Origin of the sequence: Hyphobacterium marinum, assembly GCF_036330325.1 — a bacterium.
GTDB lineage: Bacteria > Pseudomonadota > Alphaproteobacteria > Caulobacterales > Maricaulaceae > Hyphobacterium > Hyphobacterium marinum.
In genome coordinates this window covers 167,908-189,582 of sequence record NZ_JAZDRO010000001.1, presented here as the reverse complement: position 1 = coordinate 189,582, position 21,675 = coordinate 167,908, and the positions used below count along the sequence as shown (strand labels likewise).

Annotated in this window: 17 protein-coding genes; 6 read left to right on the top strand and 11 right to left on the bottom strand. The window is 66.2% G+C overall.

The window, feature by feature from the left end:
- Positions 1–6: 6 nt before the first annotated feature.
- The 6 genes from mscL to V0U35_RS00835 all read left to right on the top strand — a co-directional run bounded on the left by mscL (position 7) and on the right by V0U35_RS00835 (position 5,629).
- Positions 7–426, top strand: a complete 420-nt coding sequence (mscL, locus tag V0U35_RS00860; protein WP_330194752.1) for a large conductance mechanosensitive channel protein MscL — start codon at positions 7–9, stop codon at positions 424–426.
- 67 nt (positions 427–493) lie between these two features.
- The gene (locus V0U35_RS00855) at positions 494–1,132 is read left to right on the top strand and encodes a phosphoribosylanthranilate isomerase (RefSeq protein ID WP_330194751.1); all 639 of its coding nucleotides are present in this window, start codon (positions 494–496) and stop codon (positions 1,130–1,132) included.
- Between the two features lie 130 nt (positions 1,133–1,262).
- Positions 1,263–2,474, top strand: coding sequence for a tryptophan synthase subunit beta (trpB, locus tag V0U35_RS00850; protein ID WP_330194750.1), 1,212 nt, complete (start codon positions 1,263–1,265; stop codon positions 2,472–2,474).
- A 118-nt stretch (positions 2,475–2,592) separates the two neighbouring features.
- The gene (gene trpA / locus V0U35_RS00845) at positions 2,593–3,387 is read left to right on the top strand and encodes a tryptophan synthase subunit alpha (RefSeq protein ID WP_330194749.1); all 795 of its coding nucleotides are present in this window, start codon (positions 2,593–2,595) and stop codon (positions 3,385–3,387) included.
- Positions 3,388–4,308, top strand: a complete 921-nt coding sequence (accD, locus tag V0U35_RS00840) for an acetyl-CoA carboxylase, carboxyltransferase subunit beta (RefSeq protein WP_330194748.1) — start codon at positions 3,388–3,390, stop codon at positions 4,306–4,308.
- Positions 4,304–5,629, top strand: coding sequence for a bifunctional folylpolyglutamate synthase/dihydrofolate synthase (locus tag V0U35_RS00835; protein ID WP_373696353.1), 1,326 nt, complete (start codon positions 4,304–4,306; stop codon positions 5,627–5,629). The genes accD and V0U35_RS00835 overlap by 5 nt, the downstream gene beginning before the upstream one ends.
- A gap of 67 nt (positions 5,630–5,696) precedes the next feature.
- On the opposite strand, the gene trxA is transcribed toward V0U35_RS00835, so the two are convergent.
- The 11 genes from trxA to ahcY form a co-directional block, all read right to left on the bottom strand.
- Entirely contained in the window at positions 5,697–6,032 is a 336-nt protein-coding gene (gene trxA / locus V0U35_RS00830) for a thioredoxin TrxA (RefSeq protein WP_330194747.1), read from the bottom strand.
- 88 nt (positions 6,033–6,120) lie between these two features.
- Positions 6,121–9,696 carry a UvrD-helicase domain-containing protein gene (locus tag V0U35_RS00825; RefSeq protein ID WP_330194746.1) on the bottom strand — a complete coding sequence of 1,192 codons (3,576 nt, stop codon included), beginning with the start codon at positions 9,694–9,696 and terminating at the stop codon, positions 6,121–6,123.
- The gene (gene addB / locus V0U35_RS00820) at positions 9,693–12,752 is read right to left on the bottom strand and encodes a double-strand break repair protein AddB (protein ID WP_330194745.1); all 3,060 of its coding nucleotides are present in this window, start codon (positions 12,750–12,752) and stop codon (positions 9,693–9,695) included. Before addB ends, V0U35_RS00825 begins: the two co-directional genes overlap by 4 nt.
- Complete coding sequence (locus tag V0U35_RS00815) at positions 12,749–13,474, bottom strand: nucleotidyltransferase family protein (protein ID WP_330194744.1); 726 nt, start codon at positions 13,472–13,474, stop codon at positions 12,749–12,751. Before V0U35_RS00815 ends, addB begins: the two co-directional genes overlap by 4 nt.
- Positions 13,471–14,541, bottom strand: coding sequence for an aminoglycoside phosphotransferase family protein (locus V0U35_RS00810; protein WP_330194743.1), 1,071 nt, complete (start codon positions 14,539–14,541; stop codon positions 13,471–13,473). The genes V0U35_RS00815 and V0U35_RS00810 overlap by 4 nt, the downstream gene beginning before the upstream one ends.
- Before the next feature lie 4 nt (positions 14,542–14,545).
- Positions 14,546–15,019 carry a tRNA (adenosine(37)-N6)-threonylcarbamoyltransferase complex ATPase subunit type 1 TsaE gene (gene tsaE, locus V0U35_RS00805; protein WP_330194742.1) on the bottom strand — a complete coding sequence of 158 codons (474 nt, stop codon included), beginning with the start codon at positions 15,017–15,019 and terminating at the stop codon, positions 14,546–14,548.
- Between the two features lie 69 nt (positions 15,020–15,088).
- Complete coding sequence (locus V0U35_RS00800; RefSeq protein ID WP_330194741.1) at positions 15,089–15,700, bottom strand: hypothetical protein; 612 nt, start codon at positions 15,698–15,700, stop codon at positions 15,089–15,091.
- A 223-nt stretch (positions 15,701–15,923) separates the two neighbouring features.
- Positions 15,924–18,392 carry a PAS domain-containing sensor histidine kinase gene (locus V0U35_RS00795; protein ID WP_330194740.1) on the bottom strand — a complete coding sequence of 823 codons (2,469 nt, stop codon included), beginning with the start codon at positions 18,390–18,392 and terminating at the stop codon, positions 15,924–15,926.
- A gap of 156 nt (positions 18,393–18,548) precedes the next feature.
- Positions 18,549–19,226, bottom strand: a complete 678-nt coding sequence (locus V0U35_RS00790) for a hypothetical protein (protein WP_330194739.1) — start codon at positions 19,224–19,226, stop codon at positions 18,549–18,551.
- Positions 19,227–19,626: 400 nt separating this feature from the next.
- Positions 19,627–20,082: a TonB family protein gene (locus V0U35_RS00785; RefSeq protein WP_330194738.1), complete on the bottom strand. Its 456-nt coding sequence runs from the start codon at positions 20,080–20,082 to the stop codon at positions 19,627–19,629.
- A gap of 118 nt (positions 20,083–20,200) precedes the next feature.
- Positions 20,201–21,601, bottom strand: coding sequence for an adenosylhomocysteinase (gene ahcY / locus V0U35_RS00780; protein ID WP_330194737.1), 1,401 nt, complete (start codon positions 21,599–21,601; stop codon positions 20,201–20,203).
- Positions 21,602–21,675 lie beyond the last annotated feature (74 nt).

The following is a 21,675-nucleotide window of genomic DNA, read 5'->3' as shown; positions in this document are numbered from 1 at the left end:
CTATCCATGTTCAATGAATTCAAGAAATTCGCCATGCGCGGCAACGTCGTCGATCTCGCGGTCGGCTTCATTCTGGGCGGGGCGTTCTCCACTATCGTCAAATCTTTTGTCGATGATATCCTGATGCCGCCACTGGGCCTGCTTTTGGGCGGCGTGGACTTCACCAACCTGTTCATCACCCTGGGCGACGCCGAATACGCGACACTGGAAGCCGCCCAGGAGGCGGGTGCCGCGACGATCAATTACGGCCTCTTCATCAACAATGTCATTGCTTTCGTCATCCTGGCGTTCGCGCTCTTCATCATGATCCAGGGCATGAACAAGATGCAGGAGAAGAAGGCTGACGACACGCCTGAAGCTCCGCCGGCCAAGCCGCGCAACGAAGAGCTGCTGGAAGAAATCCGCGACCTTCTCAAGAAGGGCTGAGCGGACTATCTCCACTCATGGTGAGGGCGGGGCCTTGAGCCCCGCCTTTTGCTTTTGGGGATCCACCATGCCGGCCGATGTCAAAATCTGCGGACTGACCACACCCGAAACCGTTGATGCGGCACTCGCTGCGGGCGCGCGCTGGATCGGCTTTGTGATCTTTGAGCCCAGCCCCCGCCACCTTGATCCGGCAAGGGCCGCAGAGCTGGCCGCGCGCGCCGCCGGCCGCGCCGCGACCGTGGCCGTTACGGTCGATGCCGATGATGCACTGCTATCCGATATCCAGCGGCAAATGCGGCCCGACTGGATCCAGCTGCATGGCTCGGAAAGCCCGGACCGGGTCCGCGCAGCCAAGACCTATGCCAGGCGCGGTATCATCAAGGCCCTCCCCGTCGCCGAAGCCGCTGATCTCGACGCCGCCCGCACCTATGACAGCAGCGCCGACATGATCCTCTTTGATGCGAAACCGCCCGCCGGGGCCTCGCGTCCGGGGGGCTGGGGCGAAGGTTATGACTATGGCCTGCTCGCCGGTCTCGACCTCGGCGTGCCCTGGATTCTCTCCGGTGGACTGACGCCCGCCAATGTCCGCGGCACCATCGCAGCCTCCGGCGCAGGCGCGGTGGATGTGTCCTCCGGTGTAGAAAGCGCGCCGGGCGTGAAGGATAAGGACCGGATCAGGGCTTTCATGGACGCGGTCGCATGTTGAAAAGACACCCCACCCCTACCCTCCCCTCAAGGGGAGGGAATCGCACACCCTTCTCCCTCCCCCAGGGGGGAGGGAATCGCACACCCTTCTCCCTCCCCCCTGGGGGAGGGCCGGGGTGGGGGGCAATGCCATGACCAAGCCCAACACGTATTCCAGCTGGCCGGACGCGAAGGGCCTGTTCGGGGCCTATGGCGGGCGTTTCGTCGCCGAAACGCTGATGCCCAACATCCTGGCGCTGGAAAAAGCCTATGAGGCGGCGAAGGCTGACCCGGATTTCACGGCCGAGTTCGAGGATTTCCTCAAACACTATGTCGGCCGCCCGAGCCCGCTCTATTTCGCCGAACGCCTGACCGAACATTTCGGCGGCGCGCAGATCTGGCTGAAACGCGACGAGCTCAATCACACCGGAGCGCACAAGATCAACAACTGCCTCGGCCAGGTCCTGCTGGCCAAACGCATGGGCAAGACCCGCATCATTGCCGAGACCGGCGCGGGCCAGCACGGCGTCGCCACGGCGACCGTCGCGGCGCGCTTCGGCCTGCCGTGCGAGGTCTTCATGGGCGCAACGGACGTGGAGCGCCAGAAGCCCAACGTCTTCCGCATGAAGCTGCTCGGCGCCAAGGTTCACGCCGTCACAAGCGGTCGCGGCACGCTGAAGGACGCGATGAACGAGGCGCTGCGCGACTGGGTGACCTATCCGGACGAGACGTTCTATGTCATCGGCACGGTCGCCGGTCCGCACCCCTATCCGGCGATGGTCCGCGACTTCCAATCGGTGATTGGCCGTGAAGCCCGTGCGCAGATGCTCGACCGGATCGGACGCCTGCCCGACGCGGCGGTCGCCTGTATCGGTGGCGGCTCGAACGCGATGGGCCTCTTCCATCCCTTCCTCGAAGACGAGAGCGTGCGTCTCATTGGCGTCGAAGCCGCCGGCAAGGGCCTCGAAACGCCCGACCATGCCGCCAGCCTTAATGGCGGCGAGCCGGGCATCCTTCATGGCAACCGCACCTATCTCCTCCAGGACGATGACGGCCAGATCGTCGAGGGTCATTCCATCTCCGCCGGGCTCGATTATCCCGGTATCGGCCCGGAACACGCCTTCCTGCACGATGCGAAACGCGCCGAATATGTCTCGGCGACCGACGCCGAGGCGCTGGAGATGTTCCAGCTTTGCTCGAAGCTCGAAGGCATCATCCCGGCGCTTGAACCGGCCCACGCTCTCGCCCGCGTGCGCGATCTGGCTAAGGAGCTGGGTCCGGATGGCGTGATACTGATGAATATGTGCGGCCGCGGCGACAAGGACGTCTTCGCCGTCGCCGGTCATCTGGGGGTGGAGCTGTGATCCTTCCCCCCTCCGCCTCGCTTGCGCTCGGCACCTCCCCCGTAAACGGGGGAGGAAAACGCGTTTTTTTCTCCCCCCGCTTGCGGGGGGAGTGTCCCGAAGGGACGAGGGGGGGAATATGACCTCCCGCCTTACCTCCACCTTCGCCCGCCTGCGCGAAGAAAATCGCGCCGGTTTCGTCGCCTATGTCATGGCGGGCGATGGCGATACGGAAGCGCTGCTGGACGCCTTGCCCGGCGCGGGCGCGGACGTGATCGAGCTGGGCATGCCGTTTACCGATCCGATGGCCGACGGTCCGGCGATCCAGGCCGCCGCCAATCGCGCGCTGGAAAGCGGCATGACGGTCAAAGGCACGCTCTCGCTCGCCAAGTCCTTCCGGTCAAACCATCCCGATACGCCGCTCGTCCTCATGGGCTATGCCAATCCGATCCACCATTATGGCTGGGATGCCTTTGCGCGCGACGCCAGCGACGCAGGCGTGGATGGTCTCATCTGTGTCGATCTGCCCCCCGAGGAAGACGCGCCGCTGCGTGTAGCCCTGTCGCAGAAGGGCATCGCCATTATCCGGCTTGCCACGCCGACGACCGATGACAACAGGCTCAAGACGGTGGCACAGGGCTCGTCGGGTTTTGTCTATTATGTTTCGACCACGGGCGTGACCGGGGCCGGGATGGGCGCAGCCACGGATGTTGGCGCGGCGGTCGCGCGGGTCCGCAAGGCCACCGGCCTGCCGGTCGTCGTCGGCTTTGGCGTCCGCACCGAGGACGCGGCGGCGGAGATCGCCAGCGCCTCGGACGCGGTCGTGGTCGGTTCGGCGATTGTCAGCGCCAACCATGACGGCGGCGCACAAGCTGCTATAGACTTGGTCAAACGCCTCTCGGCCGCCACACATGGCGCAGAACGGAACGGCTAGATGAACTGGATTTCGAAACTCACGCCTCCGGGCGTCTCGAAAATGTTCGCCAAGCGCGACACGCCGGAAAATCTCTGGGTGAAATGCCCGGTCTCCGGCGAGATGGTCTTCAACAAGGACCTTGAAGCCGGCATGTATGTGACGCCCGCCGGGCACCATATGCGCATCGGGCCGGATCTGCGTTTCAAATTCACCTTCGACGGTGAGTGGACGGAAATCGACCTGCCGCCGGTTCCCAAGGACCCGCTGAAATTCAAGGACGACAAGCCCTACACCTCGCGCCTCTCCGCCGCCCGCAAAAAGACGGGCCGCGAAGACGCGATGGCGATCGGTGTCGGCCATATCGGCGGGGTGGAGAGCACGGTGCTGGTCCAGGACTTCGCCTTCATGGGCGGATCACTGGGCATGGGTGCGGGCGAGAGCTTCATCAAGGCGGCTGAAACCGCGGTGAAGCGCAAGACGCCCTTTATCGTTTTCACGGCAGCGGGTGGCGCGCGCATGCAGGAGGGCTGTCTTTCCCTGATGCAGATGCCGCGCACGACCCTGGCCATCCAGGACGTCAAGGACGCCGGCCTGCCCTATATCGTCGTGCTGACCGACCCGACGACGGGCGGGGTGACGGCGAGCTATGCCATGCTGGGCGATGTCCACATTGCCGAACCGGGCGCGCTGATCGGCTTTGCCGGCCCGCGCGTGATCGAGGCGACCATTCGCGAGAAATTGCCCGATGGTTTCCAGCGCGCCGAATACCTCCTCGACAAGGGCATGGTCGACAAGGTCGTCCACCGCCGCGACTTGCGCAAAACACTGGCGCGTATCCTGCGAACGCTGACGAAGCGGCCCGGATCGACGCCGATGATCGAAGGCCCTGATGAGGGCCGGGCCCTGACTGCTGCGGGGGCCGGGGAGGACGACGATTAGCCTGCCGCCCTCCCGGCTCGAGGCCGCGCTGGCGCGCCTCGCCGGACTTCATCCCAAAAAGATCGACCTGTCGCTGGGCCGGCTCGAACGCCTGCTCGAGGCGCTGGGCCGCCCGCAGGACCGCTTGCCGCCGACTGCCCATGTCGCCGGAACGAACGGCAAGGGTTCGGTCTGCGCCTATCTCAAAGCTATCGCCGAAGCGAGGGGCGAGCGCGTCCACGCCTATGCCTCGCCGCACCTGGTGCGTTTCAACGAGCGTATCACGCTGGCTGGCAAGATGGTCTCCGACCGCGCTTTGCTGGACGCTTTCGCCCGCTGCGAAGCCGCCAACAAAGGCGCGCCGATCACTTTTTTCGAGATCACCACGGCGGCAGCCTTCCTCCTCTTTTCCGAAACACCTGCAGACCGCCTGATCCTCGAAGTCGGTCTGGGCGGCCGTTATGACGCGACCAATGTCATCGCCAGACCGGTGGTCACGGCGATTACGCCCGTCAGTCTCGATCACCAGGATTTCCTCGGTGATACGCTTTCGCTGATCGCGCCGGAGAAGGCGGGCATTCTCAAAGCTCACATCCCGGCCGTAATCGGCCCCCAACCCGCCGAGGCCGAAGAGGCGATCCTGAGAATTGCCGAGGCCGTGGGCGCGCCCACCGCGCTCTGGGGGCGGGATTATCGCGCCTATTCGGAACATGACCGTCTCGTCTATGAGGAGGAGAATCTCGTCTGGGATTTGCCGCGCCCGTCGCTCATCGGCGAGCACCAGATCGTCAATGCCGGCATCGCCATAGCTGCCGCACGCGCCATGAACCTGCCCGAGACCGCTGTCCGTGACGGACTGACCCGGGCTGAGTGGCCGGCCCGCCTGCAACGTCTGAAATCAGGGCCGCTCTTCGACATCGCCGCGCGTGCCGGGGCGGAACTCTGGCTTGATGGCGGGCATAATCCGGCCGCGGGCGTGGCGCTCTCGCGGGCCATGGCCGACCTTGAATCCCGCGATCCACGCCCGCTCGTGCTGGTCTGCGGCTTCTCCCCGAACAAGGACGCGGCAGGTTATCTCGCTGCCTTCGCCGGGCTGGCCCGGCGCGTGGTGGCGGTCGCTTTCGCCAGCGGCCGCAACGGGTCGGCTCCGGCAGACGTGATTGCCTCTGCAGCACAGGGCGAGGCGATAGATGCGGTCACGGCGGGCAGTCTTTCCGCCGCAATCCGCAATGCCGCCGAAGGCACGCCGCCGCCCCGCATCCTCATCTGCGGCTCGCTCTATCTCGCCGGTGAAGTGCTGGCGCTCTCCGAAGGCATCCGGCCCCAGGCGACGCCGGGTTAGCAGCGCACATGAAAACGGCCCCCGGCAGGGATGCCGGAGGCCGTCATACGCGCGTCTGTTGTAGCGATCAGGCCGTGGCGGTTGCCAGCGTTTCCTTGATCCATTCCTCGATCTTGCCCTTGGCCATCGCGCCGATCTTGGTGGAGACGACTTCGCCCCCTTTAAAGATCATCAGCGTCGGGATGCCGCGCACACCGTATTTGCCGGGCGTTTGCGGGTTTTCATCGATATTGACCTTGGCAATGGTGATGTCGCCGGAGAGGTCCTGCGACAGCTCGTCGAGCGCGGGCGCGATCTGTTTGCACGGGCCGCACCATTCCGCCCAGAAATCCACCAGCACCGGGCTGTCGGCATTCAGGACATCGGCCTCGAACGAATCGTCGCTCACCGCTTTGGTCGCCATGGTCTGCTCCTTGAAGAGTGCGAATCGGATGGGATCATCCGGTCCGGAAAATTCATCGCCCGTGACCTAGGAAGGCGTGGCGCTGGCGTCAAGATGCCGGGCGCTGCGGCAGTGCGGCATCCAGCGCCTCCGCCGGGAGTTCCATCAGGCGCGGTCCATCCGTCCACAGCAGCGCACAGCGCACGGGCCGGCCGGGATGAATCGCCTGCAGGAGCGCCCGGTAGGCGGCCATCTGCGCCAGATAGAGCGGGGCGACATCCTCCACCCGGTGCGGCGGCGGACGGTTGGTCTTGTAGTCGATGATCAGAACCGCGTCGGACGTGACCACCAGCCGGTCGATCTGACCGCGAACCGGCAGGCCCGCCACCGTACCCGATATGGCGACTTCGGCGCGGCTGCCCGGCCCGAACAGCGGCGCGAATTCGGCATGGTCGAGCACGCGGAGCGTTTCCGCTGTGATCGCGCGGACATCGCTGTCCGTCAGGTCCGGCTGGCGTTCGAGATAGCGCAGCGCTGACGCCTCGCGCGCATCGGGGGCCAGATCGGGCAGGGTCTGCAACAGCTTGTGAATCAGATTGCCACGCCGGAATCGGTGATCGTCGGCGGCCAGCAGGGGCGACAGCGCGGGTGGTTCCTCGTCTTCTGCGAGGCGCGAGGGTGCGGACGGGCGCGGCCCGGCATGCTCTTCCGCCGCTTCGGTGAGGGCCCAGTCCGGCAATTCGGTCTCGCGGTCCACGGTCTCGGTCCGTCCCAGGCAGTAGGGCGTTTCGCCGCAGCGCCGTCCGTGCAAGGCCTTGCCATGCTCATCGACGATCGGCGTGTCGATAGGCGTCCAGCCGTCTCCGTTCCAGAGCGTCCACAGCCGGTCATGCCAGCTGCGGTCATCGATCCGCCCCGGTGCCGCGCCATGTTTCCAGCCGCAGACGAGCAGGCGGTCGCGCGCCCGTGTCAGGGCGACATAGAGCAGCCGCGTATACTCGCCCTCCGCCGCCGCATCACCCTGCGCCCGTAATTCAGCCAGCAAGGGCGGATCGGTATCCTTACCCATCGGCCACAGCACGCCCAGCTCGCCATGGGGGACCAGCCCGCCCTCGCTGCGGCTGCGCGGCGCGCGCGTCGTGTCGGGCAGAATGACAATCGGGGCTTCCAGGCCTTTGGACGCGTGCACCGTCATCACCCGCACGTCGCTGCGCGCCTCTTCCATTTCGCGCTTGATCTTGCCGTCATTGGCCCGCACCGCCGCGACAAAGCGGGTGAGTGAGGGCGCATCCTCGCTCTCATGGGCGAGCGCGCGGGAGAGGAATTCCTCGACCGGGTCGCGCGCCTCTTCACCCAGGCGGGCAAACAGGCGTTTGAGCCGGCTTTCCCCGGTTGCCGAGGTCTCGGTCAGAAACTCCGAAAAGAAGCCATAGACGCCGGCCGTCTCGATCCGGCCACGGGCGGCCCGCATCGCGTCTGCGGCCTCGGCAAAGCGGGGGTCGGAACTGTCCTCAAGCGCGCTCCACAGCGTGCCGGGACGGTCATGGGCCAGGTCAAATAGGGCGTCCTCGGTGAACACCGGCTCCCCGCCCGCCGGCTGGAAGAAGGGCGATTTCAGCACCTCGGCCAGCGCCAGATCGTCATTGGGGTTGAGCGCGGCGCGCGCGACACCGAGCAAGTCCTCCGCCGCGATCTGGTCGCGCAAGACCATCTGGTCGGCGCCCGCGACGGGGATCGCACGCAGTTTCAGCTGCCGGATCAGCTCGTCAAAGAAGCCCGCTGTGCGTTCACGCACCAGGATGATGATATCGCCCGGTCCGGCAGGACGGCGCACCCATGTCTTGCGGCCGTCGATCTCGGCTTCAGCCCAGACCGCATCGCCATCGGCGAGGATCCGCGCCACCTCGTCGGCGACGAGGCGCGCGAGCGTGCCGCGCGAGCTCGACCGGCTCTCCCGGTCGACCGGCCCTGTCGGGTCCTCGTCTTCGAGGCGCGGGGGCACGGTGACCGGCGGCCAGATATCGATCGTGCCCGGTGTTCCGGCGCGTGCCGCTTCGTGATTGCGATAGGCGGCGAAGGCTTCGCTTGCGGCGGTGAAGGCCGCGGCCGCGCCGGCGGGCGCATTGTCATTGCCCGGCGGGACAAACTTGGTCTCCGGTGCTCCGGAAACAGCTCGGACCTCACCGAGTGTGTGTTCCGGTGTGAAGGCGCGGTCGACGGCCTCCAGGATTTCGCTGGCCGAACGGAAAGAGACGGCCAGCGGCGGGCTGTCATGGTCGAGACCGGCCAGTTCGGAATCGCTGAGCAGCCGCGCCCCGCGCGAGATGAAGCCTTTCGGGTCCGCGCCCTGGAAGGAATATATGGATTGCTTTTCGTCACCTACGCAGAAGAGCGTCCGGATACCGCGGTCCGGATCGCCGCCACCGAAGAATTCGTCGGCCAGGGCGTCGATCACGGCCCATTGGTCCGGGCCAGTGTCCTGCGCCTCGTCAACGAGGATGTGGTCAATCCCGCCATCCATGCGGTAGCGCACCCAGTCGGCGGCTTCGCTGTCGCGCAGCAGCGCTCCGGCGCGGTCGATAAGGTCCGAAAAATCCAGCCGCCGCGCGGCCTCCAGCCGCGACGCATAGGCCCGGATGAAGGCATCGGCAAAGCGCAGGGCAGCGGCGCTGCCTTCCGCGATCTGTGCAGCCCGGACCCGCGCCCGCGCCGCCTCCATGCGGTCCGTCTCGCTTGTCAGAAAGTCAAACAGGCCCGGATTGTCGGCGGCGAAGTCCTTGGTCAGCAGCGTCTTGTGCGGGTTTCCCTCACCCTTCGCGATAAAGAAGACCCCGAGATAGGCCGCATAGGCCGCTTCGGGCGACGCGGCTGTCAGCGCTTCCGCGATGGCCTTGCCGCGATTCCGGTCGGTCACTTTTTCAGCGTGGTCAAGCGTCTGCGCTGCCGAAACCAGCACCTCCTGCGGAGCCCTGTCCCACGCCGCCGTCATACAGGCCTGCGCGCTTGTACCGGGCTCAAGACCGAAAGCGCGGTATTGCCGCGCGATCACTGCGTCGAGCCCGGCCTCCGCGATCAGCGGGCCGAGCGTATGCCGGTTGTTGCGCGCAAAGCCGAAGACGGCTCCCAGCCGGTCTGCACCCCGGGATGCGATGACGGCAAGCGCGTCGGCGAGTTCCGGGTCATCCTTCACCGCCAGCAGCACATCGGCGCGCGCCGCCTTCAGCACTTTGGCCGTGGCAATGTCGTCGGCGACCTCGAAACCGGGTGGCACGCCGGCCTCCAGCGGGAAGCGGCGCAACAGGGATTCGCAAAAGGCGTGGATGGTTTTCACGGCCAGCCCGCCGGGCGTTTCGAGCGCGAGGGCGAAGAGCTTGCGGGCTTCGGCGAGCTCGGCCGGGCCGGTGCCGCCGCCGAATTTTTCCAGAATGGCGGACAGTTCCGCGTCGGGCATGACCGACCAGCTGCCGAGGCGGTCAAACAGGCGTGATTTCATCTCGCCGGCCGCGGCCTTGGTGTAGGTCAGGCAGAGTATCTTGTCCGGCGCGGCCCCGGCGAGGAGCAGGCGCGCCACCCGGTCAACCAGCACCCGCGTCTTGCCGGACCCGGCATTGGCCTCGACGAAGATCTGGGCACCGGGATCGGCAGCGCGGATCTGGGCGAGCGTGGCGCGTTCAGCCGGGGTCATGCCTCCCCTCCCTCGCCATCAGTTGCGGCATCGGCCCACTCCTTGCGCCGGGCCAGCCGGTCATAGTCGCCGTACTCGTCGACATACTGCGCACGCGGCTGCGAGCGATAGGCCATCTCCGGATCGGCATAGGTCTCGATCAGCTGGCGCAACAGGTCTTCGTATTGCGCGGCATAATCCATTGCGCTGACAGGCGGTTTGCCGCGCGACGGCGGACCATCGATCCGGGCTTCCCCCCCGGCTGATCGTCCCCCTGACAGACGCAGATAAATGAGGCCGGATGTCTCCGAGGGGTCGAGACCGGGAAAAGCACCGGCGGCGGCCATCGCGGCTTCCAGCGGTAGCTGGGGCTCATAATTGGCCGCAGTCGCAGCTTTGGTTGGCGGAGCGCCGGTCTTGTAGTCGATGATATCGAACGTGCCGTCCGGATTGAAATCGATACGATCGGCGATCCCCGACACGGTGAGGGGCGTTCCGGGCACATCCCATTCGCCCTTGATCTCGAGGGGGCCGGGTCGGATACCCTGACGCCGCCGCCCGGCCTCCCATTCGAGAAAAATCTCCACTGACCGGGCAAAGCGGACGCGTTCCTCGACGCGGGCGGCTTCATCGAACCCGGCTTTCTCCAGCGCCGCATCACCGAGCGCCAGCAGGCGTTCCGCCGCGTCTTCCGGCAAATCGCCCTCGGGATACGCCTCGATGAAGGCTTCCAGTGCGGCATGCAGCGCCGAGCCCCGCTCGCGCGGGCCGATGTCCAGATCGGCATCGTCCCGGGCGACCAGTTTCAGGACATGGCGGGCATGAATGGCGTACGGGTCTCGGATCCATTTGCGGACATCGGTGACCGACAGCCGCTTCGGCCGCGCCGCGACAGGCGGTCTTGCATACGGTTCCCCGACCGGCGCGGCCGAAGCGGCATGATCCAGCGCTTCGGCGAGCCCGGTGTAGTCAAGCGCAGGCGAGAGCGCCTGCTTGGCACCCTCTTCGCCCAGCGCCCCGCGGGCCAGCGTCTGCAGCCGCCAGATCCAGCGCGAGGCGACGGTGGGGGCTCCATCGGCTTTCAATGACCGGGTCAGGATCGCCTCCTTTGCTCCGGCGAGCTGGGCAAAGTCATGGGCGGCCAGGCCGAAACGGCGCTCTTGCGGTGGCAGACCGGCCTCTTCACGCATGCCGCGCGACAGCCAGGGATCGCTGCCCAGGCCAGCCGGCCAGACGCCTTCATTCAACCCGGCGAGAATGACCCGGTCGGCGGTCAGCAGCCGCGCCTCAAGCGGCCCGAACAGGCGCAGGCGCGGATGCAGATCGCCTTGCGGCCTCACCCGCCGCGACCCGGCCAGTTCACCGAAGGCCGCCGCGAATTCCGCCAGCGTCAGATCAGGCAGCACCTCCGCTTCGGTGATGAACTCCCGCAGCAGCGTGGCAGCGGCCTCTCCGCCTTCCCCGGCCCACAGCCGGTCCGCCCCGGCCTGCCGGTCGCTGGCGGCCAGCGCCTCGGCAGCTTCGGCGAGGGCGCGCGCCCAGTCCGCCGCCGGGCGCGTGCGCTCGGTCAGCAGGGGGGTAAGCGCGGTTTCGATCTGACCCGCCAGTGCTGTCAGCCGCGCGCGGTCATGGTCGCGCACATTGCGGTTCTCTGGATCGGCGAGCCGTTTGCGGATGGCGTCGAAATCATTGCCGGGCCGCGCCCCGCGCAAGGCGAGATCGAGCAGGTCGAGCTCGCGCTTGAGTGGGCCCCGCGCACGGCCGAGCGAAAACAGCGGTGATGCCCAGAGCGCATTGAGCGCCAGTGCCGAGCCGGGGTCGCTGGCGACATCGAGCACGAGGCGCAGAAAGCCGCCTGGCAGGGTCGCGGTGAGCGCTGTGCCCGCCGAATCGTCGAGCTGGACCCCGAAGCGCCGCAACTCCGAGGAGATACGCCTTGCAAGGCCCCGGTCCGGCGTCACCACCATGGCGGTTTCGTCATCGCGGCTCAGCGTCTCGCGCAGCATCAGGGCGATGGCGCGGGCTTCCGCGTCGGGATTGCGCGCTTCAACAAGGCTGAGGCCGGAAAACCCGGACGCGAAGAAATCTCCACTCCATTCCTTGAGCGCGTCGATGCGCTTGAGCCAGTCGGCGGTTTCCTCGGCCGGACGCAAGGCCTCAGCGATAACCCTCTGGCGGGCCAGTGCCGGGGTTTCTGCTTCGGCTCCGGGCCAGTCGCCAATGTCGGCGCGGTCAAGATCAAGGCGTTCCAGGAAATCTTTCAGCGCCCATTGCGGGTGGGCGGAATCGATCTTCTCCCAGGCCTTGTCGTCCATACCCCGGTCGAGGCCGGGCAGGACCACCGCCCCCTGAGGCAAGCGGGCGACGACCGCCATCAGTTCCGCGGCGGCCGGGATGGACCCGGTCGATCCGGCAGCGATGACCGGCCCCTCCGGCGGTGTCTCGCGCCAGCGGTCAGCCAGTGCGTGGAGCAGGGCGGACCGGCGCTGGGCGGCATCGGTCAGTTGCAGTTCGGCGAGCCTTTGCGGCCAGGCGCGATTGACGATGGACAGAAAGTCCAGCGATTCCTGCAAATGCCCGGGCAGGCGGGCGCGCAGCGCGTCGCCGAAGGCGGCGAGGTCGCCGGTCTCCTCGGTCCACAGATCATCGATCAGTACGGCAAGCGGCTCGGCCAGCGCCATCGCGCCGGCAATCCCGATGCGCCGCCCCAGCGCTGCTTCCTTGGCGAGGATCAGCCGCGCCAGCTCGAATTGCCGCCGGGCCGGTTCAACGGCGGGCGGTGCAATCCCGGCGAGTTCGCCCGGTTCGAAGGGCGGCTCGTCGGCATCGACATCGCCGATCGGCCGGATCAGGGGCAGGATCAACGCACCGCGATCGGGGCCGGCCGCACGGGCAAACGCATCCATCAGGGCGCGGCCTGCGCGCCGTGTCGGCGTCAGGATGGTGACGTCGGCCAGGGCTTCGGGGTCGTCACCGCCGAATTCGGCCAGCACGTGCCGGGCAAGCGCGTCCAGAAAGTCTGCCTGGGGCGGCATGGTGAAGACGCGGGGCGCGCCGGTATCACCCCATGCACTCACGCGCGCATGGCCTTCAGATGGGCCTCGGCGGCCTCACGCGCGTCAGGGTCGCCGACATGCATCCAGAAGGAATCCATCGGCAGCCCATGCAGGCGGCCTTGCGCTGACAGCTTTTTCCACGTCTCGACCAGCGAGAAACGCCGGATTGCCTCACCCCTGAAGATGGCCGGATTGACGATATGCGCCCCGGCATAGGCGAAAGGGGCCTTGTCACGGTCGCCGCGCCATTCCAGCCCGCCTGTCGGATCGACGAAAAAGTCGCCCGGCCCGTCAAATCCCAATGTGCGCTCAATGGGGGCGAGCAACAGCAGCACGTCCATCTCGGCCGGGTTCCAGTGCGCGGCGAGACGCTTGAGTTCATTGCCCCATTCGTCGACCCAGACCGCGTCGATATTGGTCACGAAAACCGGGTCGTTTCCCAGAAGCGGGAGCGCCTTGACCAGACCGCCCCCGGTTTCGAGGAGTTCATCGCGCTCGTCGGAAATCGTCACTGCGGGAGCACCTTCGCGCCGGGAAAGATGGTCCTCCATCTGATCGGCGAAGTGATGGATGTTGACGACGGTGTTCTCCACGCCCGCATCGGCAAAGCGGTCAAGCGCCCAGTCGAGCAGCGTCTTGCCGCCCACCTCAACGAGTGCCTTGGGCCGCGTATCGGTCAGCGGTTTCATCCGCGTGCCGCGCCCGGCAGCGAGCGCCATTCCGGTCCGGATCGGAGTGGTCATCGTTTCGCCTCCTCGAAAACATCCGGCGTGTGGGTTTCGACCCAGGCCCGGACGTCGCCAAGCGCCGGATGGGCCAGATCATTGACGAAATGGTGGGCGACACGCGGCAACAGATCGAGATATTTCGGTTTCCGGTCACGTTCAGCGAGCCGCACGAAAATCCCCAGGATTTTCGCGTTGCGCTGGGCCGCGGTGACGGCATAGGCGGCGTCGAACGCGTCCTCGCCAGAGAGGCCAGACTTTTCGATGAAGCGTCGTTTCAGGGGCGCGGCGAGGTCTGGTGACACGTCACGGCGCGCATCCTCGATCAGAGAGACAAGGTCATAGGCCGGGTGCGCAAAAAGCGCGTCCTGGAAGTCTATGAGACCGACTTTCGCGGGCCCCGCCCGTTCCGGCAGCCAGAGCAGATTCTCGGCGTGAAAATCGCGCAGGGCCAAACCCTTGGGATGGGCGTCGAGCGCGGCGAAGGCCGGTTTCCACGCGGCATGCCAGTCGGTCCGCGCGGCATCGCTGACCGGCTTGCCCGAGCGCTTGTCCGCATACCAGTCGACAAAGAGATCAGCCTCGGCCTGCAGCGCCAGCCGGTCATAGGGCGACACGATCCAGTCCTGCGAGAACGCGCGCATGCGTTCGGGGAAGCTCGACCGGTAAAGCGCGGCGAGTACATCGACGGCCTGTTCATAGAGCGGGGCTTCGGCCTCGCCCCGTCCAATCGCCCGCACGAAGAGGTCATCGCCGAGATCTTCCAGCAGCAGGAAGCCGGTCTTGAAGTCGGCGGCAAGCACACGCGGCGCGGAAAACCCGCGTGCGGTCAGCGCCGCAGCGATACCGGAAAAGGCGGCGAGATTATTCCCGGCCAGACGCGCCACGGCGTTGTAACCGAGCGCCTGGCGTTCGCGGGGGCTGGCCCCGGCGGGACAGGCCGGTGCTTCGGACCGCGCCGGCGCGTCCATCAGGATGGCGGTCTCGCCCTTGCGGGTCAGGCGCGCATAGCGGCGCGTCGAGGCGTCGCCGGGAAATTCCTGCAACGCCGCGTCGCGCCATCCCGCGCCGACGAGAAACGCCATGCGCTCAGATATCCGCGTCGAGTCTTTCAAGCCGGTCCTCCCAGTCGCCGTGCGCGATGATACGGGCTTCGCGCGGCGCGTCACCTGCCGTCATCACGATGTCGAGCCTCCGCTCCGGCGCGCGTCGCCCCAGCCGGTCCGGCCACTCAACAAGGACGATGCAATCGGCAAAGGCGTCCTCCAGCCCCAGCTCGTCGAGATCGGCCTCGTCATCGATCCGGTAGAGGTCGGCATGCAGAAGCGGCGTCCCGTCTTTTGTTTCGTAGCTTTGCACCAGCGTATAGGTCGGGCTTGGCACGTCATCGATCCCGCAGGCCGATGCGATCAGGCCGCGCGCCAGCGTCGTCTTGCCCGCACCGAGATCGCCGATCAGGAACACCGTGTCACCCGCCTCCAGGCAGTCCGCCAGCGCCGCGCCGAGCGCAAGGGTCGCGTCCGGATCGGTCAGGGAAACAGAAGTGAGCGTGCGCGGTGTCATGCCCCCAGCGCTTAGCCAAGCCCGGGCGTGCGGGCAAGCGGTGGCAATGCGGTGCTCCGGTACGCGGGGTCAGCCGCCGGGTCCGCGCCGTCCGCCCCCGCCGCCACGCCGTCCGCCGCGCCCCCCTCGCGGGCCATCACCGTTGCCGCGCCCCTGGGGTCGGCGCGCTTCAACCAGCCAGGGCTGACAGGACAGCTCGCTTTCCTGCCGCTCCAGGGGTTGCAGCCGGAAATCGCCCGCCTCCTGCTCGCCGGCAGCCAGCCGGTCCGGGCCTATGCTGGACTCGATGACAACGCGCCTTGCCACCGGGATGCGTTCGAGCCCGAGGGCAAGGTCGCGGGGATTGGCGTCGAGCACCGCCAGCCAATAGGCGGCCCGCTCCAGCCCGGCTTCATCTCCGCGCGCCGCGAACGCCATGGCCAGTTCAGCCTGTGACGCCGGCCAGCCGGCATTGGCAGCCGTGATCAGTTCGAGCAGCCCGCGGTCGCGCAGCCCGTCGGCAACCCCGGCTTCAGGACTGGCCGCATCAGCCATGGAGAGCGAAGCCATACCGGCCGAATGCCAGGCGATTTCATATCCCGGCCCTTGCGAGGCAATGCACAGGAAGCCGGTGTGAGCCGCAGCGGCGTTACCTCGTTCGAGAAGGGCGGTGGCGCGATCAAAGCCGGATCCTCCGCCCATGCCGCTCCGTTCGCCGCCTCCGGGGCCGCGGGCCCCCCCACGGGGATCGGGGTTGGACGCGCAGGCGGTGACCGCCACGCTCAGGGTGGCGAGTATTGTCAGTGCAAGCTTCGAATTCATGATCGATCCGTTTGCGGCAGGTTCAAGACCCGGCTTCAACGGTCACGATGTCGATGATCCGTCGCCTTCGACTGCGGTTGCCCTTCCGTTTGCGGAAACGGCGTCAGGACGCGGCGGCCTGCCGGGCAAGATCCAGCTCGGGCGCGGCGCTTTCCGCCGGGGCTTCCGGCGGCAGGTGGCAAACCACGGTCGTGCCTTTCTCCGGCTCGGAGATGAGATCGACCCAGCCGCCATGCAGCTCGATGATTTCCTTGACGAGGGCGAGACCCAGGCCCGCTCCGCCGCGCACGCCGCGCTCAAAACGCTCGAACACTTTCGCCTGCCGGTCAGGTGCGATGCCCTCGCCGTCATCGGAGACCGAAATCGTCGCGCCGCCATCGCCGGACGTCTCGACGCTGAGCGAAACCTTGCCGCCTTTGCCGGTGTGGCGCAGCGCGTTGGAGAGCAAATTCACCATCACCTGACGCAGGCGCTTGGTGTCGCCGCGCAGCATGGCGGCATCGTCCGGGGCCTCGACCGACAGCTTGATTTCGCCATGCTGGGCCTTGGCGGCGAGCAGCGCGGCGCAATCCTCGGCCAGCGCGCCTAGATCGACATCGCCCAGTTCGAGTTCCAGCTGTCCGGCATCGATGGCCGCCACATCCAGGATATCGTCGATCAGCTTGGCAAGATCGTCTGACGCGGTGCGGATGGCGGTCATCGGCCCCATCTGCTTTTCGGTCAATTCCCCGGACATGCCCTGCATCAGCATGTCGGTATAGCCGCCGATCGTGGTGAGCGGGGTACGCAGCTGATAGCTCACATGTTCGACGAATTCGCTCTTGATGCGTTCGGACGTTTCCAGTGCCTCGGCGCGGTCGCGCAGCGCTTCCTCGATCCGGCGGGAGTCCGTGACATCATCCCAGGCGATCAACGTCGCGCCATCGGGCAGCGGCCGCGACAGCCAGGTCAGCGTGCGGTCGTCGACGCGCTGCATCTCGCCGGTGACGTGCTTGCGCGCCTGCGGGCTGGGATCGGTCGCGCGCGCCTTCATCGCGCTCCACACCGCATCGTCGGCATAGAGCGTGGCGCACTTCTCCGCGACAGCGTCGAATTCGGGCTGACCTTCCAGTTCAGCAGGCGTGAGGTTCCACAGCGATTCAAACGCGGTGTTGTGCAGGCGCAGCCGTCCGTCCGATCCGAACACGGCGACCGCCTCGTGCAGCTTGTCGAGCGTGGCGCGCTGGACATTGATCAGCGTGTTGAAGCGGGCACGCAGGGCGAGCTCGTCGGTCTTGTCCTCGAAAATCATCATCACACCGCCCAGCGGGTGGCGCTGGCGGGCAACGCGCAGCGTCCGGCCATCGGGCAGCGGCCACAGCTCGTCGGGCCATTCCTCGTTCGGCGCGGCGTCGTAGCGTTTCAGCTCGTCCTTCTTCCAGGCGGCATAGTCGGCCTGTTCGGGCAGCAGGCGCTTCTCGCGCAGACGGTCGAGGACCTCACCGTGGCCCGGCCAGTCATCCAGCCATTTGGTGTCGAGGCCGAACAGGCTTTCAAACGCCGTATTGCGGAAGACGAGGCGCTGGCTGCGGTCGAACACCGCGACCGATTCGGCCATGTGGTTGAGCGTGTCGTCGTGCGCGCGGCGGAAACGTTTCAGCGCCGCCTTGGCTTCCTCGCCATCGGTGACGTCGATGGCGAACCCGGCCGCGCCGCCCGATATCGGGAAAGAGATGAGGTCGAGCGCGCGGCGCTTGCCGCCCATCACCACCGGGCGCACGCGGGCGACCGCCTCGCCGGACTTTGCCGCTTCGGCGGCCTGACCCTTCTGACCAGGATCGAGCGTGATCTGTTTGGAAAGCGCGGTTTCGGCGTCCTTCGCCTCGACGGCGTCGGCATAGGCGGCATTCGCCCAGACGAGCCGGCCCGTCGCATTCATCCGCCAGGCCGGGAAGGGCGCGCGTTCGAGCGCGTCGAGATAGGCCGCCGGATCCGCCTCGATCAGCTTGCGGCTTTCCTCGATGCGTCCCCGCGCCCCGGATTCCTCCATGCCGCGCACGGTCGTGTCGGCAAGCCAGAGGATGAGCTGGGTTCCGGCAGCCCGCCCGTCGGCTTCGAGGAACCGGCCTTCCGGCCCCAGAATGGTCAGCGAGAAGGGCTGGCCGTTCTCGACCAGTTCTGCGAAGCGGCGGCGCAGCGTGGTTTCTTCACCGCCCGCGGCACGGGCTTCATAGTCGGCAACGCCTTCCAGCAGCAACCCGCCCGGTTCGGGACCATCGGTGGCTTCGGCGAATTTCAGAAGCGAGGCCAGCGCAGACGGCGCGCCGAAAATGCGCGGCCGGCCCCAGCTTTCACTCGCGCCTTCGGATGGCGCGGGTGCGTCGTCCCACACGAGGACCAGACCCGGGAACGCCCCGAAGGCGGCATCGGCGCGCGCGACCTTGCCTTCCAGGTCCTGCACGCGCTTCTTCCAGATGGCCTGGGCCAGGCGCGCACCCACGGTCAGGCGATAGGCCCAGAAGCCCGCCGCCAGCGCGAACATCACCGCCCCGGCGGTAATGATCAGCGTTATCACCTGGATGGTCTGCGCCACGCCGGACTACCCCCGTCCTCTTCACGCTTACGGATCGCCATGCCCCGCACGTGATTCGTCCGAATCAGGACTGTAAACCCAACCGGACTCGCGCGCGAAGCCCTCAAACCCGCAGGCTGTCAGCAAAGGGTTAACGGGATGATGAGGAATTGCGTCTCAGTCGAGGCGGAACTGCACCGTCATGCGCTGGTCTGTCCGGCCGATATCGGACGATGTGCGGCAAGGCCTGAGGGCATCCTGCATTGCGGATTCAAAGCGCGGGTGGCTCGCCGATTCAATGGTAACATTCACCATCTCTGCATCGTCGGTTCGATCAAATCTCAGAATAACGTCTCCGTCTGCAGGACCGTCGCCATGGGGATAGGCGGGCGGGAGAAAGCAGGGGTGAAGCCTCGCTTGGTGGACCCTTCGAATAGGAAGAACCCGCAAGTTCAGTGACGCGTTATTGAGAGTGGGAATTGCGGCTTCCGGTCTCATTTCCCGGAAAAGAATAGAGTTCCTTTGAAGCCTCTCGGCCTCAGACGGCGGCCAACCATAGGTCTCGTGGGTGATCGGATTTACTCTCAAGTCTTGCTGTCGTCTGGCTTCCCGATAGTTGATGTCTTGCAGCAGCAAGAAGCGCCCAGTTGGGGGCAGATGGTACTCTGGACACAAGCAGCGCCATGTTTCGAGGATCGGCCAGCCCGCCCCATGTAACAACGGCATTTCAAAGTACGCATAGGCGCTCACAGGCGGCAATGCGGTCGCCAACTCCTCACCCGCCTCGGTACTGTTCATCCGCAGAAATACCGGCATTGCCGCGAACAGCGCCAGCGTCAGGCCGGCGGCGGCCACGAAGGCCAGTATCCAGCGTAGGAGGATCAAACGGCTCTGGCTCCCTGTGTTCGGCGTGATTTCATAACACTGATCGGAGGGGTTTGACCATTTCTGCCTTACGGCCCTTGGACTTGATCCAGTGGCGCGCGCTTGGAACCCTCTTAAACTGAGCGGTCAATTATTTAGGGGTCCCAGCGGACGCTGGGATCCAGTACAGGATCGCTGGATTCCTGCTTTCGCAGGAAGCCCGGGTATGGCTGGTTCGAAAAGTGAGGCTTCAACCGTTGCCAAAAAATGCCATCCCGGCCAAGCCGCATCAGCGGCGTGAGAGCCGGGATCTTGAACATCAGGTGCGTCCTGGTTTCGGGTCCCGGATCGCTGTCGCGTCCGGGATGACAATCAGGTGGGTCCGCGAAACCTACCGGATCCGGACCCGGCCCATGCGGTATTCGAACATGACGACGCAGTTCGACAGCGCCTGTCCGGGCTGGAGCGTGCGGAAGAGCCAGTCCTCGACCGCGTCGACCGAGGCTTCGCTGAAATGTCCCGACGGTACCGCGCGGGCGACGCGCACCCGGTGCGTCCGCCCGGTGTCATAGACGTGGAAGCGCACCACGACCCAGCCTTGCAGGCCGCGCGCATAGGCGCGTGCCGGATATTCGGGCAGGTCGAATTGCTGCGCCGCCAGGGTTGCGCCCTGGCAGTCTTCCGGCCCGATCAGCGCCTCGACATTGGGCGTGACCGGGAAGTCCGAGGTCGGGAAGAAGGGCTGGGAACGCGGGTCGAGCCGCTCGCTGCCCGGCACGTCGGGCAGGGCCGAACAGGCGGCGAGCGCCGCGCAGGCAATCAGGACGAGACAACGCAGACCAAGCATGAGGCGGCTTTCGCGGATGGACGATCTCCCCACCCTAGCCCTCCCCTCAAGGGGAGGGATAGGTCCCCCAAACTCCCTCCCCCTTGGGGGAGGGCAGGGGTGCGGGGGGGCGGGCCGCCTAGTAGCGGTAATGTTCCGCCTTGTAAGGGCCGTCCTGTTCCACGCCGATATAGTCGGCCTGTTCGGGCGAGAGCTTGGTCAGCTTCGCGCCGAGTTTGGGCAGGTGCAGCGCCGCGACCTTCTCGTCGAGATGCTTGGGCAGGATATAGACCTTGTTCTCGTAGGCATCGCCGCGCGTCCACAGCTCGATCTGGGCCAGCGTCTGGTTGGTGAAGCTGGCGCTCATCACGAAGCTGGGGTGGCCGTTGGCATTGCCGAGATTCACCAGGCGGCCTTCCGACAGGAGAATGATCCGGTTGCCCTCGGGGAACTGGACCATGTCGACCTGCGGCTTGACGTTCTTCCACTGGAAGTTCTTCAGCGACTCGACCTGAATCTCGTTATCGAAGTGACCGATATTGCAGACGATTGCCATGTCTTTCATGGCGCGCATGTGGTCGACCGTGACGATGTCCTTGTTGCCGGTGGCGGTGACGACGATGTCGACATTGGAGATCGCGTCTTCGATCGTGGTCACTTCAAAGCCGTCCATGCAGGCTTGCAGGGCGCAGATCGGATCGATCTCGGTGACCGCGACGCGCGCGCCGGCCTGGGCCAGCGATTCCGCCGAGCCCTTGCCGACATCGCCATAGCCGCAGACGAGGGCCGTCTTGCCGGCCATCATCACGTCTGTGCCGCGGCGGATGGCGTCGACCAGGCTTTCCCGGCAACCATAGCGGTTGTCGAATTTCGACTTGGTGACGCTGTCATTGACGTTGATCGCCGGGAAGGGCAGCTCGCCGCGCTTCTGCATCTGGTAGAGCCGCATAACACCGGTCGTCGTCTCTTCCGACACGCCCTGGATCGCGGCCTTGGCCTTGGCAAACCAGCCCGGTGTTTCCTTGATGCGCTTCCTGATTTGGGCGAAGAGGTAGGTCTCCTCTTCCGACTTCGGCTCGCCGAGAATGGACGGGTCGTTTTCCGCCTTCTCGCCGAGGATGAGATAGAGCGTCGCGTCGCCGCCATCGTCGAGAATCATGTTGGCGGTTTCGCCATTCGGCCAGGTGAAGATCCGGTCAGCGAAGTCCCAGTATTCTTCCAGCGTCTCGCCCTTGTGGGCAAAGACCGGCACGCCCGTGGCAGCGATCGCGGCAGCGGCATGGTCCTGGGTCGAGAAGATGTTGCACGACGCCCAGCGCACTTCCGCGCCGAGCGCGGTCAGCGTTTCGATCAGGACGGCGGTCTGGATGGTCATGTGCAGCGAACCGGCAATCCGCGCGCCTTTCAGCGGCTGGGACGCGCCATATTCCTCGCGCAGCGCCATCAGGCCCGGCATCTCGATTTCCGCCATTTCGATCTCGGTCCGGCCCCAGTCGGCCAGGGAGAGGTCTTTCACGGCATGGTCTTGGGTCTGGCTCATCGGCGCTGATCCTTCGTGTCTCGTTGGGGAGGCGGTCGCGATTTGTCGCGGCGGTTTGGTTTCACTGTTGCGCG